The following is a 13755-nucleotide window of genomic DNA, read 5'->3' as shown; positions in this document are numbered from 1 at the left end:
ACTATCTGAAAGGAAAGATCACATGGCCAATATACAAATCACTCCATCAGGTCCTCAACAAGAACCTTCCATCGCTCTTAATTCACTGGATCAATCTACTGTCATCGTAACAACAAATGATCTGCGGTCGGGGAATAATATGACGACGATCTACCGGTCAGTCAATGGCGGTGCATCATACACCGAGATGCTGAATCCCCCTCCAGCGGGGTTTGCGGCATCAGGTGATGGTGTAGCAGCGTACGGTTATCCTAATCTGTTTCTTGTTGCAGCGACAGCTTTGAATGTAAACCCTGTAAGGGACTCGTCCATTATCGTGTACCGCTCGACGAACAATGGCGCCTCCTTTTCAGCCCCAATCATTGTAAACCAGGGGTTTGGCACCGCGGTATATAACGACAAGCCGTCAATACGCATAGATACGTCGAATGGCAGTCCGTATCTTGGTCAAGCATATGTTGCGTTTACACGTTATTTCAACAATTTCCAAAGCTCTGAAACATTGATTTCGCGATCACTAGACCAAGGGTTAACCTGGTCTACTCCCTTTCTGTTAACAAATCAAGTTCAAGATGTTTCGAATTTTGGATCGAGTATCGCAATTGGTCCCGCAGGCGAAATTTATGTCGGATGGATGCAATATGGTCCAGGAACGCCGCAATTTCTTATGCGCAGATCAGATGATGGGGGAGTGACTTATGGTCCTATTATTACCATATCGACAGTCTCGTTAGTTCCAACCCCTCTTCCTGTACCAACCTTTGGTTTTCGCGTCTTGACGATTGCTTATTTAGCCGTAGATATCTCGCCATTTAACGGAGAAGGCATCGTCTATGCTGCTTGGCAAGACAACCGTACAGGTTCTGCACATATATTTCTCTCGCGGTCGACTGACAAAGGCGTTTCATGGTCAACGCCAATTCAAGTAGATGATAGCCCGGCAGGATCGCAAAATATTTTGCCCAATTTAACGGTATCGCGTGATAATGGCGGGGTGAAGGTGATGTACTATACGAACCGTGTAAGCAACTCGTTAATCGATGTGTTTTTAGCTGAATCAAACAATGCCGGTTCGTCGTTTGCGCCTAATCTTCGTGTGACAAGCGTCTCCTTCGATCCGAATGCGGACCCGTCATTAGGCACTCCAACACCATCGATTGGTGATTATAACGACCTAATTGTAAAAGCAACTGGCGCAGCACTCATTGTCTGGATGGACACACGGACGGGATCACAGAACATCTTCGAGGATATCTAAACAAAGAGCGAATTGATTTCCAGCCTAACGGAAATCAATTCGCCATACTGCTTAGTATAGAAACGGTAAAGGTATCGGACTATTGTGTTATAGAAGAACGGTACCGTCCAAATGAACTGGACCAGTAATCGTAGCAACGTTTTGACCGATATGTTCAACAGTTAATGCGTATTGCTGGAATGTGCCAACGATAGCAGGAATAGCCGTCTCGGTGTGTTGGAAAGAAGTCGTGAAATCGAGCGGTACCCATGGACCTTCACTTGCGGTTCCTAAAAATACGGAATCAGTCGTTTGGAAGACTACCGTCGCGGGGGCACTCGTTCCGCCGCGTCGAATGCGGAAGAGAAGCTTCGGTACGATATTCAGAACGAGTAATTGCGCCTCCCAGCCGATGGTTGCTTTTAACTCAATCCGGTTGTTTACACTAGTAACTTGAAGAAAGATAGATGTCAGCAGCACTTCCGAACCGGGAGAAATAGAAAGGGGGAGAGACCCTGATCCAACGGGAACTTCTTGAAACTGGTAGTCATTAATGATTACAGCCATAGCTTTCACCTCCTTTCCTATTGAAAAAAGCATGAATTGGGATATTTAAAAGCCAATCGTTGTACCCATTAACGTAACCGGACCAACAACCGTAATCGTTCCGAGTCCATTGCTTTGCACAGTCAAAAAGTATTGTTGAAACGAACCGACAAGGCTTTGATCAGGCGATTCTACGTGATTTAAAGTTGTTGTTATGATGTTCGAGATCAACCCGCCTGTTCCTAAAAATTCCGAATCTGTTGTTTGATAGACCTCAGGGAATGCCACCGTAGACCCCCCGCGTCGGATGCGGAATGTGAGTTTGGGTACAATCGGAAGCAAAAGTAATTCAGCTTGCCAACCGACCGTAGCTTGTAATACTAATTTATTGCTTGTGCTCGTGACATTAAGAAATACGGATGTTAATAACGTTTCAGTACCGGCAGCCAGCAATAATGGTAATGACTGTGTGTTTTGCTTCACTTCTTGTGACGCAAAATCAACTAAAAATGCCATACTCTCAACTCCTTTTTAATCGTAAATTACCCGATAATTGATCCTAATAATGTAACGGGTCCAATAATTGTCGCCCCACCCGTGCCGCTCAGTTGCGCGGTTAAAAAATACTGTTGATAGGTTCCTGCAATTGCTGGGGTATCAGGAGAGTCGGAACGCTGAAGGGATGTAGTCAAGTCAGAAGTCAGTACTGGTATCAAGTTGCCAGCTCCGAGAAAAACGGAATCTGTAGTCTGAAAGATGAGCGTGCTAGCGGGTGTGAATCCACCGCGGCGGATACGGAAGATGACCTCAGGAACAAGGGGCAGCAGTGATAGTTGAGCCTCCCAGCCGACGGTAGCAGACAGTTCCACTTCCACATTTGCATTAGCGATATTAAGAAAGATAGAGGTCAGCAAAACTTCTGTGCCAGCTGGCAAATTAAGAGGAAGCGACATTTGTCCGATAGAAACTTCTTGTGATGCAAAATCAATCAATTGAGCCATTTACGCAGCTCCTTTCCTGTTCAATTGAATATTACATTATAGTAGATTCATAGATTCACATTGCGGACACGGATAGATGTACCCGTTTAAAGGTTTGATTTTTTTGGTTATTGGAGGAAAGAGAATGGATGACGAAATTACGAAGATGGAACGAATGTACGCGACGTCCTTCCACGATGTCATGATGGATCATCATTATCGATATCATTTTGCATTGAACTACATTCGTCGTGGAGATTATATATTGGATGCGGCTTGCGGCTCAGGGTATGGCACTCATTACTTGGCTACAAACTCTGCTTGCACACTGACTGTCGGTGTGGATCGATCGGATCATGCATTAAATTGGGCGATTGATCATTTCTACTGCGACAAAACCGTTTATGTGAAAAGCGACTTATCTGGATTGTTTCAAGAAGAACTTCCTATCCAAAAGTTCGATGTTATTACCTGCTTCGAAACCGTCGAGCATATGAAGGATGATCGGTCATTCGTCCAGAAGCTTTATGATTCTCTTAATGTAAACGGCATTCTTCTTATCTCAGCACCAAATGAAAAGGTTATTCCGCATTTGAACAATCCGTACTTCCTAGGTGGTGTGAATCCTCATCACTATCGCCATTATCAACCTAATGAATTGTCCAGCTTGTTGACGGATTGTGGCTTTCGTATCCAACAGGTATGTACACAAGATAATGAGACGTATGAGCTTATTATAGGCCGTGATGATGGTTTTACAACGGTTCTTGTTGCCATGAAATGAATAAAAAATAGGCGATCGCTCTCAGGCTGAATGCCGAGAAACGATCGCCGCTTTAGCCTATTATTTACGGTAATACTCATAAGTTTGTGTTAATCCTTCGATTAAGCTAACTTTCGGCCGCCAACCCAATATTTGTTCAGCTTTCAAATTATCGAGACAGCTGTCCATAATATCACCTGGCCGCTCTGGGCCATGTGCAACATCTATGGCTGAGCCGTGAATCATATTTAACCTATGCACTAAGTTATTAATCGAAGTAGGCAAGGCTGTACTTATGTTGATCGTTTCTTGATTCCCTTGACGGCTCGCAGCTATATTTGCTCTTACAACATCTTGCACAAAAATAAAATCGCGATTCTGATTGCCGCTGCCATGCACAAAAAGCGGAAGCCCTTTATGCAGGTTGCTCATAAATATGGCAATAACGCCACCTTCACCTTTTGCAGTTTGACGAGGACCATATACGTTGCTATAACGTAATATCGTGTAGTTAATGCCGTTCAATTCATGAAACAATCGAATATAGCACTCGCTTGCATGTTTGGATAAACCATAATAGGAAATCGGAGAAGGTAATGCATCCTCCGATGCACGTTCTTTTTTTGAGACACCATATACGGCCGAAGTAGAGGAGAATATGATTTTTCCGACGCTAGCTTGCTTGCAAGCATGAATAAGCCGCACGGTACCAACGATATTTACGTTAGCATCGAATGCAGGGTCGGCTATCGACCGTTGAACATCAACCTGAGCTGCCATATGAAACACAACATCCGGCTTAACTGTTTGAATGATTTGAGAAGATAAATCGCTGTTTATATCTTCAATATGCAATGTTGCTGCAGGATTTACATTTTTTATTGATCCAGTTGTAAGATTGTCGATAATGTGTACCTCAGCGCCATTATAGATAAGCATATCTGTAAGATGGGAACCAATAAAACCTGCACCTCCTGTAACCAAAGCTTTCATAACACAACTCCCCACTATGACGTTTTGATTCATCATATGCATAAAAAAGGGATTGGAATATGTATTCATACCCTAGGTTATAGCCAATTTGACAGCTAATATTTCATCTAATTTTGGTCAAGAGGTTATATATGCCCATAGCAAGTTAACTGAACTAGTTCCGCGTATATTTTCTTGTCTAGATCAACAGAAAAAGGAGCGACATGAAGTATGCCTCTCCTAGTGGAAGATAAATCGGCTGATACGAAGAACTTTTTTTCGGGTAACACTTTTACGAGCTAACGGAAGAAGCTGATTAAGCTAAAGGTTTGAAATAATATTTTGTATATTGCTGATCATTCCTGTCCATACCGTAATCTGTCTGTCAGGATATGAGAATGCAACATCAATGTAGTCTCCTAAAGACCTGGAAGGCTCTCCATAACTCGGGTCTGCGTTCGGATCAAATGAAGTGTCTGAGAGACGAGTATTAGGAGCTGATTAAGTGTATCCAGGACAAAGTCCGTATCTTGCTATCGGATAGACTGCTAGCTACGATCTCTCCGTTATATAAGTCGAGGATACTCGATAGGTACATCATTTTTCCACCGAATGGTAAATACGTAATATCCGTGACGAGTTTATGCATCGGTGCTTCAGCTTGAAATGGCCGCTTTAATAGGTACTCAGCTACATAAGCAGGCTGCCCTGTATGCTTTCGTTTCTTGACTCTGACTCGACATTGAAGCTGCTCACATTGCATGATTCGTTGTACGCGCTTGTGATTAATCTTGTACTTTTTTCGAAGCAGTGCTGTAATCTTTTGGTATCCGTAACGGAATTTATGCTCAGTGCAGAGTTCTCGAATCTCTTCAACCATGCTGTCCAATGGCCGAGTTTTTGAATGCCGAAGCTCCAGCTTTTCTACTCCTCGGCCGGATTGACGAATGGTGTGAGGGTACAAGCGCCTTCGACAAATCGCTGTATTCATTTGCAATACAAAATATTGCGGAAGAGTATATGTCTACTTCTATCCCTCAAGTATCCTTTGAATTCGAAGAGAAGACGAAGATTGCTTGGTTGATTCAACCGAAACAGGAAGGATTCTTCTCCAGCAGAGTGACGGTGACGAGAGAGTGGGCTTTGGCGTTTGTTAAAGGCGCAGCAGAGATGATCCAGAACGCGTGCAAGAAGCTGCTCAATATAAAACTATCATTTCCCGTGGGTACGACATACCGGGAATGGAAAGAGCTATCCGATCAGTTTGAGCATTTGCGCTTGTTGATGAATCGCGGGCTGGGACTTGGACAAGAATTACTGCTGCTTGAACAGGAATCACACGAACTGGCCGCGGATTTAGACGTAAGAGAGCTGCGCAAACAAATGAAGAAAATGACGTTGATGCAAACGCTTCTGGAAAACGGTCAATAGGTACGAAGACAAAGGAGTTGCTGGGGGAAAATAGGTTGAAAATCAACGAAATATCCAAAGCAGTCGGTTTCTTGTCCGAGCAATCATTTTACCGTTTTTTTCGTAAAGCAATGAATGCAACCCCGCTGGAATACCGGGATCAGATTGGAAGGTCAACAGATGATAGTCGAATGTAAACAACGGCGAATAGAAGGGGGACGACAAGCTCTATTATAATCAAGGTGCAAGATCGAGAAGAGACAATTGCGAAGGGGGAAAATAATTAGCTAAGTGAATATCAACTAGTTGTCCGAAATGTGCAAAAATAAGACTTTATCTTTCAAAGACTTGAAACGATTACTTTTTGTAAAATGAAACAATAAAACTTGTGAATACAGGATCTGTCTGTCCGTCATACCAGCCCCATTTGTCTTAAGGAATCTCTAAGGGTTAATTAACAATTAGGAGGAAAGATCGGTGAAAATAAGAAGAAAAGCACTTATAACAACAGTAACGATGTCGCTTTTAGCGTTCCCCTATAATGTATTAGCAGGAGACTCCATGCCGCCTACAGGCGATGCAGCATATGGCAAGAATTAACCGATGACCCATGGATATCGAGCTGTCGATATCGAGCAATGGTCTCCAGCGACTGATCCGAATGCTGAGTGATTAAGAGCTTTTGTGCCCTTGCAACAGAGGAATTAGGCGTTTTCTGCGACCCAAGCGAATCCTAAGCTGAGCCCAGAGACTGAGTTTTTTAACCTAATTGGGGATTATGACTTCTATTTCCTTGGCGCAACGCCTTATAATAACGAGTTTTCGAACTATTTATTTAACTTCTGGCAATATACAGACTATTATGGCGGTTGGCATGGAACAGCAACAGAGGATGTACCTTCCAGCTTATATGATCCTACCGAATCTTGGGAAAGACGAGCATTTGAGTTCGGCATCGTAGATCTCCCTAACCCAGCTTATACGAATGCGGCGCACAAAAATGGCGTGAAATCGGTAGGTTGTATCTTTATCCCGCGCGGAGGGCAACCGTATGATCTTTTGCTTAAGCAAAGGGAAGACGGAAGTTTCCCTGTAGCAGAGAAGCTGATTGAGATGAAGGAATACTTCGGCTTCGATGGGTATTTCATTAACCAAGATACGTCTATTAATCCCGAATTCATTAACAACTCCATCTTTATGAACTATAACTGGAACTCTCCGGATGGATGGAATAATGGTGATAGCACGAATCAAGTCTATATTAAGAAAAGCGTCGAAGAAGCGAAGAGAAGAGGCATTGATCCTCTAAAAACAGTTTTCTCAGGGATCGAGGCAGGTATGGGGAACTTCGGAGGAACTCACAACTCCACTCGCAATATGGATGTCATTCTTGATCCAGAGACAGGGAACCCGCTTACTGCGATTGCGTCACTAGGAGGAAACTTTGTTCAACATGCCCTGGATGAGAACTTGGGTGATCCGAGCAAGAACCTTCGAGGTGATGACGATCAACAGTGGATGATCGCTGAACGTGAGCGCATGTGGTATTAAGTTCGTATGCGAATCGTGAAATCGCTGCCCTGGGTCAAGCATTTGATCCGAAGGGGAAATCCATCAACGGCTATCAAGTCAACATCGGGGAGCTTAAACTCACAGATGGGAGAAACTACACGCCTAGCACGCCTACGGGTTTTGCAGTCAAAGATCGATATCATACTAATGAAATCGATGTCGTGTGGAATCGTACTGATTATAGTAAGGTGAAGCAATACAATCTCTATGCAAAGCTGAATAATGGAAAAGAGGAATTTTTAGGCGGAGTTTATGGCGACAACTTCTATGTGAAAAACTTAGATAAACATGTCGTGGCTCTTAAATTGACTGCTGTTGGAGCCGATCAAAGCGAGAGCAAACCAGCCATTATTGAACTTGAAAGTAAAGATTATCTTTCGAAAGTGTCAGTCAATGAAACAGCCGAAGGATTCGATATCAGCTGGGGCAAGGAGAACCGCGGCAGCAAAGTTCGTTTCGACTTGAGCTTTACGGATGGCAGAAAAGATACTTATACCAAGACCTTGGATATAAAACTGGCTTCAGGGAAATTCGAAGTACCAGTGAAAGATGATGATCGTTACCTGTTAAGAATATCCACATTGGATAAGAGAGAGAATGTTATAGATACCGTCAGTTATGCAGGCAAAATGAAAGATATTTATTCCGAATCATTTGATGGAAGCTACTATATTAATGGCAATAAGCTTTGGATCGATGTACCTTCCTCGAAAGACTGGTGGCATACGTACATTACCGTTAATGGAGTAGCGGTTAAACCTACAAAAAAGTATGATGGTGCAACAACCGATTATTTCATTCGGGGATATCATGATTTGAATGGATTATCTATTCCGGTAGAGGGATCTGTAATCGGTATTACGCTGGAAGGCTATAAAGGGAACATGACGAAGTCAAGAATATTACGGTAAAACAAGTTACCGAATAGATTGGTAAAGCTCACCCATATATTTAATGAAAACCTGACCCTTTGAGGTCGGGTTTTTCCAATGTTGGAACGCTTCTGCGGGTTCAAACAATTGATTTTTTTCTGAGAATGGTAAGTACATCATGGATATCGATGCAAAGGCTTGGCAGGAGGAAATGAAATGTGGTTTCAAAAGAGAAGATTTACGATTTTTCCTAAGCTGCTCCTGGGCTTCTTGATCGCGATTTTACCTGTGTACATGTTGGGCATTTATTTGAACAAGCAGGTGGCCAGCAGTTTGCGGGATCAAATTCTGCAATCCATGCAAACCAATGTGAAATTTTATTTGTCATCACTGACGAATGAAATCGTTAATATCGAAAATTTCAAACGTTCCTTACTGGTGGACGAGGATCTTATGGCTTTAAGTACGGTAGCTCCGGCCTTGACGGAAAACGAGCTGCGTGAAGCGATTTTGCGGTTAGAGAGAAAGGTGGCTCTTCTGCAGGACTCCAGCTCTTATATTGCGAGTGCAACTCTCTACATCCCGTTGATTGACAAGCAAATAAAGTCCGGAAGCTACATTGAGGGTGTCTCGATCAAAGAACTGGAAACGATTCGATTCAAGATGCAGCAGCAATTATCTCCATTAGTATGGCATGGCGACAAGTTGCTTATGGGCTCCTATTACCCGGAAAGCGTGATCAAAAACAGGGCTCCCGTCTTCTTGATCGAGATCGAGATCAATCAGCGGATGATCATGGACGATTTAAGCAGTATGTCCGATCAAGGAGGAGCTTACCTCTATTTCAAGCAGGAGGGTCGTGTTATTACTAATCACGCGGTGCCCAATACTTCCGATGAAATCGAAAAATTATTATCTCGGCAGTCAGGCGGTGAAGTTGAAAGCGTCATATTTGAGAACCAAGGGAAGAAATATTTGGTTTCGCTCCGGCAATCGTCAGGATATGATTTTTCGCTAGGAATATACACGCCGGAAGACGTCATTATGCGCGATTTTGACAAATATAATGCGTTGTTCTGGATCTTGTTCGCTTTGTCCATCATTGTGATGGCGCTGTTCTCGTATTGGATTTTCAAAGCGATTCGGAATCCCGTCCGCAACCTGTTAAAGGCCTTCCGAAAAGTGGAGCAAGGCCAGCTAGCGGTTCGGGTCTCACAGAGGAGTAATGACGAATTTTCGGACCTGTCAGAACAGTTCAATAAGATGGTAGCTAAGCTGCAATCCTTGATACAAGAAGTATACGAGCAGCAAATTAGGAGTCAGCAGTCTGAATTAAGACAGCTGCAGTCGCAGATCAACCCGCATTTCCTTTACAATAGCTTTTTTATTTTGCATCAGCTGATCGAATTCGAGGATTTGGATAATGCAAGGAAGTTCGTACACTATCTTGGCAACTACTTTCAGTTTATTACGAGAGATGCAAAGTCAGAGCTGTCACTAGAGCAAGAAATGAAGCATGCTGAAGCGTATTTGAATATCCAGATGATGCGGTTCGGCAGCAGGATTAATGTTTCGGTGGAACCGATTCCCCCTTGGTGGGAGGAATTGCTGGTACCGCGTCTCATCGTGCAGCCTATCATTGAAAATGCCTACCAGCATGGACTGGAGTCCAGAATATCAGATGGTCATTTGCGAATAACGAATGAATTGCGGGACAACTTCCTTTGTATCTATTTTGAAGATAATGGCACCGCGCTTACGGAAGACGAGCTTATGCGGCTCAAGTTCAAGCTTCAGGATGCATCGGAACTTGAAACGACGGGAGTCGTCAATGTGCATAGGCGGCTGCAGATCAAATTTGGCCTATCGGCTGGTCTATACGTTTTCCGAAGCGAGCTAGGCGGCTTGGGCGTTGCGATGATAATACCTGTTAAGACAAAGGAGGAGTAAGATGTACCGCTTATTAATCGTAGATGATGAGCCTTTGATTCTGCAGGGGCTTACGAAGTTATGCAGCCGATTGACGGAACCCGAATTGGAAATCTATTCGGCGGGTACGTCGCAGGAGGCGTTGATGTGGCTCGGAAGAGTGAAAATAGACATTGTGTTGTCGGATATTCGGATGCCAGGCATGAATGGTCTGGAGCTTCAGGGCGAGATTGTGAAGCAGTGGCCTAGGTGCAAAGTGATCTTCTTGACCGGTCACAGCGACTTTACTTATATTCAGCAAGCGATTCGGCAAGGCAGCGCGGACTACATTCTAAAGACGGAAGGCAATGCCAAAATTGTGGAATGCATTCTCGCTGTTGCCAAGCAGCTTGATCAAGAGCAATTAGTGGATATGCAGCTCATTGAGGCAAGCCAGCAAAGGAAGGTCGCGTTGCCCTATATTCAGAAGCAGTATTTGAACGAGCTGATACAAGGTGATGACAGGTCGCTGCATTCGCTACGCGACAAATTCGAAGATCTGCAGATTCCTCTGGATGCTGGTGTTCCTTGCTTGCTCATGATTGTGCGCATCGATGATTGGGGACAACGGGAAAGCTTGATGGACAAAACTCTGTTCCAATTTGCTCTGGACAATATGACGAACGAATTATTATCTCCACTCACGAAAGTAATCTCTATGAGTTATGACAAAAACAAAATGGTTTGGTTTATCCAGCCTTCCGAAGCTCCATCTGATCAAGGCGCTTTCAAAAGAACATTCCTGTTCGTTCGCGAAATGTTGGAACAAATTCAATTGACATCGCTTAATTTGCTAAAGCTGCCTCTGTCTCTGGCGCTTGCGAACAGCTTCTCGGAATGGTATGACGTTCCGCACAAGTTCGAGCGGCTTAATCTGCTTTTCCATAGCGGTCTTGGATTCGGAAGCGAGCTGATTTTACTGGAGCCTGAATTCATGCCCCAAACTAATAACAGTAGCGCAGAGATGCGTCTTACCTCGGTTCATTTTAATAAAATTTCCTATTTGAAGTCCTGCATGGAGAACGGACAAGAGGATGAAACAATTGAAACGCTGGAGGAGCTGCTTGCTTTCGCGTCGCTGTCAGGAGCTTTCCCAAGCGCTGTGCAGATGGAGCTATACTATTTGCTTGTCGCAGTATTCCTGCCTCATGGCTTGCTGCATTCGAGTAATGACGCTCACACCGATCAGGATTTGGGACGGTTTACGCAGTTCGAAAGATACCGTTCCTGGCATCAAATTTGCGAAGAATTCACTTCTTATGCCAAGAATATATTTGAATGGCAGCATGCCGGCATGGTCGTTCAGGAGCATGAGCTCATTCAGAAAATCCAGCATTACGTGGCGAGCCATCTGTCTGGAGATTTGTCGCTGTCGAGAATTGGTGAGGTGGTGGGGCATAACCCTTCCTATCTCTCCAGGTTGTACAAAAAACTGACGGGTAAAGGTTTGTCCAGTTATATCAACGAAATTAGGCTGGAGAAAGCGAAGCGTATGCTGGAGCAAGATGGTTACAAGGTGCACGAGATTGCATCCGAGCTCGGTTTCTTGTCTTCGCAGTATTTCCATCGTTTTTTCAAAAAAGCGACGCATCTGACGCCGCAGGAATACCGTGAACTGAAGAGGGATTCAAACGTGTAAATAAAAGATACAAATGTCACGAATGGAAACTAGTTAGCGTACTCGCTTTACTTTTATAATGAAGCCGTAGCAAAGAAAACTAACTAGAAAAGGGTGTTCATGATGAAGAGAAAAGGTCATTTGAGTATCATTCTCGCAAACATCTTGGTATGTTCCGTTGTCCTGGCAGGCTGTGGCAGCAAAGACGACGGCATCGAACAAAGCGGGAGTGCTAATTCTGGAAATCAAGGGACAGGAGAAGCCGTTATTGAGCCGCTTGGCAAATATGATCCTCCCATTGATGTAACAGCGGCGAAATTTATCACGCAAGACGTGGTGTATCCAGAAGGTCAATCGGAGTCGAAAAATGCCTGGGAAGATCTCTATAAAGAAATGGGTATTAATCTAAAATACGATTGGATTGTAAAAGGTACGGACGCACAATATTTCCAGAAGCTGAACCTCTCCATCGCTTCCGGAGAAATACCCGATCTCATGATGGTTAACTCCTCTCAATTAAAGCAATTGGTCGAATCGGATATGTTGGAAGATCTGACATCAGTTTATGAGAAATATGCAACTCCAGCTGTAAAAAGCGTTTTCGAGCAGGACAAGCAGGCTTTGCAATCCGTTACTTTCGACGGCAAATTATTTGCAATTCCAAAGACGGAGCCGATGATCGGCGCGCAAACACCGTTGCTATGGCTGCGTACGGACTGGTTGACGAAGCTGGGTCTTTCCGAGCCGAAAACATGGGAAGAAGTATTGCAAATTTCGAATGCCTTCACGACCAAAGATCCTGACGGCAACGGCAAAGCGGATACATTCGGCATCGCGCTAAGCAAAGATATCATTAACGGCTATCCTTCCCTGAATGGATTCCTAAATGCTTACGGCGCATATCCTCGGATCTGGAAAAAAGATGCATCAGGCAACTTAGTCTACGGAAGCATCCAGCCAGAAGTCAAATCAGCGCTAATCAAGCTGGCAGAACTGTACAAGAACGGCGAACTGGATAAGGAATTTGGCGTAAAGGACGGCTCGAAAGTTGCGGAGTCGCTGGTCGGCGACCGTATTGGGATGATGTTTGGACCAAGCTGGGCTTCACAATGGCCGCTTCAAGATAACAAAAAGAAAAACGGTGCTGCAGAGTGGAGAGCGTTTCCGATCCCGTCCGTCGATGGCGGTAATGCCACCGTGCAAATGCCGTTTGGCGCATCGTTCTACTATGTAGTTAAGAAGGATATGAAACATCCGGAAATTGCGGTCAAGATGGCAAATCTCTTCATGGAGAAGCTGTATGGAGAAACTGCAGATTATTTGAAATATGGAGTAGACGGCAGCGGTATAACGGTTGCCAAATATTCAATGGTGGATTTGTTTGCGCCGGACAAAGATATCAACCGTTCGGTGAACGTAGCGGAAGCGATCAAGATCGGGGATCCATCCAAGCTGAACCCGGAAGAGAAATCAACCTACGACAAAATCAAGGCATTTGAAGGCGGAGACTTGAATTTCTACGGTGAAATGTACCAGAACGGTCCAGAAGGAGCGATGATGGTGCTGAAGAAACTGTCGGATGAAGGTAAAGTGATCGCTGAAGGATACGGCGGAGCTCCTACCGATACGATGGGTGAGAAAAAAGCTACATTAGAGAAGATGGAGACTGAAATCTTCACGAAAATCGTTTACGGCGCTGCTTCGATCGACCAATTCGACAAGTTCGTCGAGGATTGGAAAGCGCTCGGCGGCGATCAAATTACACAAGAAGTCAATGAATGGAACGTTTCACAACAATAATCCAAGTGTGAGGGGTA

The 13755-nt window shown here is 44.2% G+C and carries 14 protein-coding genes and 1 pseudogene; 10 read left to right on the top strand and 5 right to left on the bottom strand.

The window, feature by feature from the left end:
- The first annotated feature begins 22 nt into the window (after positions 1-22).
- Entirely contained in the window at positions 23-1258 is a 1236-nt protein-coding gene (locus MHH56_RS18670) for a sialidase family protein (RefSeq protein ID WP_339203097.1), read from the top strand.
- An 87-nt stretch (positions 1259-1345) separates the two neighbouring features.
- Here the strand turns inward: MHH56_RS18670 and MHH56_RS18665 are convergent, their stop codons facing one another.
- Genes MHH56_RS18665 through MHH56_RS18655 form a run of 3 tightly spaced genes read right to left on the bottom strand, consistent with a single transcriptional unit; the run spans position 1346 to position 2784 of the window.
- Positions 1346-1804 (bottom strand): hypothetical protein, encoded by a 459-nt coding sequence (locus MHH56_RS18665; protein ID WP_339203096.1) that lies wholly within the window; start codon positions 1802-1804, stop codon positions 1346-1348.
- Positions 1805-1849: 45 nt separating this feature from the next.
- Positions 1850-2299: a hypothetical protein gene (locus MHH56_RS18660; RefSeq protein WP_076265539.1), complete on the bottom strand. Its 450-nt coding sequence runs from the start codon at positions 2297-2299 to the stop codon at positions 1850-1852.
- 26 nt (positions 2300-2325) lie between these two features.
- Positions 2326-2784: a hypothetical protein gene (locus MHH56_RS18655; RefSeq protein WP_339203094.1), complete on the bottom strand. Its 459-nt coding sequence runs from the start codon at positions 2782-2784 to the stop codon at positions 2326-2328.
- Positions 2785-2908: 124 nt separating this feature from the next.
- Here MHH56_RS18655 and MHH56_RS18650 point away from each other — a divergent pair, with 124 nt between their 5' ends.
- Positions 2909-3547, top strand: coding sequence for a class I SAM-dependent methyltransferase (locus MHH56_RS18650; protein WP_339203092.1), 639 nt, complete (start codon positions 2909-2911; stop codon positions 3545-3547).
- Between the two features lie 60 nt (positions 3548-3607).
- On the opposite strand, the gene MHH56_RS18645 is transcribed toward MHH56_RS18650, so the two are convergent.
- A complete protein-coding gene (locus tag MHH56_RS18645) occupies positions 3608-4519 on the bottom strand; it encodes an NAD-dependent epimerase/dehydratase family protein (RefSeq protein WP_339203091.1) in 912 nt (303 codons plus the stop codon).
- 473 nt (positions 4520-4992) lie between these two features.
- Positions 4993-5378, bottom strand: a pseudogene (locus MHH56_RS18640) (IS3 family transposase); the annotation flags it as partial.
- Between the two features lie 8 nt (positions 5379-5386).
- Between MHH56_RS18640 and MHH56_RS18635 the strand changes: the two are divergent.
- The 8 genes from MHH56_RS18635 (at position 5387) to MHH56_RS18600 (ending at position 13738) form a co-directional block, all read left to right on the top strand.
- The gene (locus MHH56_RS18635) at positions 5387-5929 is read left to right on the top strand and encodes a hypothetical protein (RefSeq protein ID WP_339203090.1); all 543 of its coding nucleotides are present in this window, start codon (positions 5387-5389) and stop codon (positions 5927-5929) included.
- 17 nt (positions 5930-5946) lie between these two features.
- Entirely contained in the window at positions 5947-6105 is a 159-nt protein-coding gene (locus MHH56_RS18630; protein WP_339203089.1) for a helix-turn-helix domain-containing protein, read from the top strand.
- Positions 6106-6385: 280 nt separating this feature from the next.
- Positions 6386-6508, top strand: coding sequence for a hypothetical protein (locus MHH56_RS18625; RefSeq protein ID WP_339203087.1), 123 nt, complete (start codon positions 6386-6388; stop codon positions 6506-6508).
- 138 nt (positions 6509-6646) lie between these two features.
- Entirely contained in the window at positions 6647-7459 is an 813-nt protein-coding gene (locus MHH56_RS18620; protein WP_339209659.1) for a hypothetical protein, read from the top strand.
- Positions 7450-8391 carry a hypothetical protein gene (locus tag MHH56_RS18615; protein ID WP_339203085.1) on the top strand — a complete coding sequence of 314 codons (942 nt, stop codon included), beginning with the start codon at positions 7450-7452 and terminating at the stop codon, positions 8389-8391. Before MHH56_RS18620 ends, MHH56_RS18615 begins: the two co-directional genes overlap by 10 nt.
- 177 nt (positions 8392-8568) lie before the next feature.
- Positions 8569-10302 (top strand): histidine kinase, encoded by a 1734-nt coding sequence (locus MHH56_RS18610; RefSeq protein WP_339203084.1) that lies wholly within the window; start codon positions 8569-8571, stop codon positions 10300-10302.
- Position 10303: 1 nt separating this feature from the next.
- Positions 10304-11959 (top strand): response regulator, encoded by a 1656-nt coding sequence (locus tag MHH56_RS18605; protein ID WP_339203082.1) that lies wholly within the window; start codon positions 10304-10306, stop codon positions 11957-11959.
- Between the two features lie 99 nt (positions 11960-12058).
- Entirely contained in the window at positions 12059-13738 is a 1680-nt protein-coding gene (locus MHH56_RS18600; RefSeq protein ID WP_339203081.1) for an extracellular solute-binding protein, read from the top strand.
- Positions 13739-13755: the final 17 nt, after the last annotated feature.

Origin of the sequence: Paenibacillus sp. FSL K6-3182 (assembly GCF_037976325.1) — a bacterium.
GTDB lineage: Bacteria > Bacillota > Bacilli > Paenibacillales > Paenibacillaceae > Pristimantibacillus.
This window is presented reverse-complemented; position numbering and strand designations above follow the sequence as displayed.

Excerpts from the sequence above, each read along its gene's own strand:
- MHH56_RS18665 (WP_339203096.1), bottom strand. The coding sequence starts at position 1,804 with ATGGCTGTAATCATTAATGACTACCAGTTTCAAGAAGTTCCCGTTGGA.
- MHH56_RS18600 (WP_339203081.1), top strand. The coding sequence starts at position 12,059 with ATGATGAAGAGAAAAGGTCATTTGAGTATCATTCTCGCAAACATCTTG.
- MHH56_RS18610 (WP_339203084.1), top strand. The coding sequence starts at position 8,569 with ATGTGGTTTCAAAAGAGAAGATTTACGATTTTTCCTAAGCTGCTCCTG.
- MHH56_RS18645 (WP_339203091.1), bottom strand. The coding sequence starts at position 4,519 with ATGAAAGCTTTGGTTACAGGAGGTGCAGGTTTTATTGGTTCCCATCTT.
- MHH56_RS18660 (WP_076265539.1), bottom strand. The coding sequence starts at position 2,299 with ATGGCATTTTTAGTTGATTTTGCGTCACAAGAAGTGAAGCAAAACACA.
- MHH56_RS18605 (WP_339203082.1), top strand. The coding sequence starts at position 10,304 with ATGTACCGCTTATTAATCGTAGATGATGAGCCTTTGATTCTGCAGGGG.
- MHH56_RS18670 (WP_339203097.1), top strand. The coding sequence starts at position 23 with ATGGCCAATATACAAATCACTCCATCAGGTCCTCAACAAGAACCTTCC.
- MHH56_RS18650 (WP_339203092.1), top strand. The coding sequence starts at position 2,909 with ATGGATGACGAAATTACGAAGATGGAACGAATGTACGCGACGTCCTTC.
- MHH56_RS18655 (WP_339203094.1), bottom strand. The coding sequence starts at position 2,784 with ATGGCTCAATTGATTGATTTTGCATCACAAGAAGTTTCTATCGGACAA.
- MHH56_RS18635 (WP_339203090.1), top strand. The coding sequence starts at position 5,387 with ATGGCCGAGTTTTTGAATGCCGAAGCTCCAGCTTTTCTACTCCTCGGC.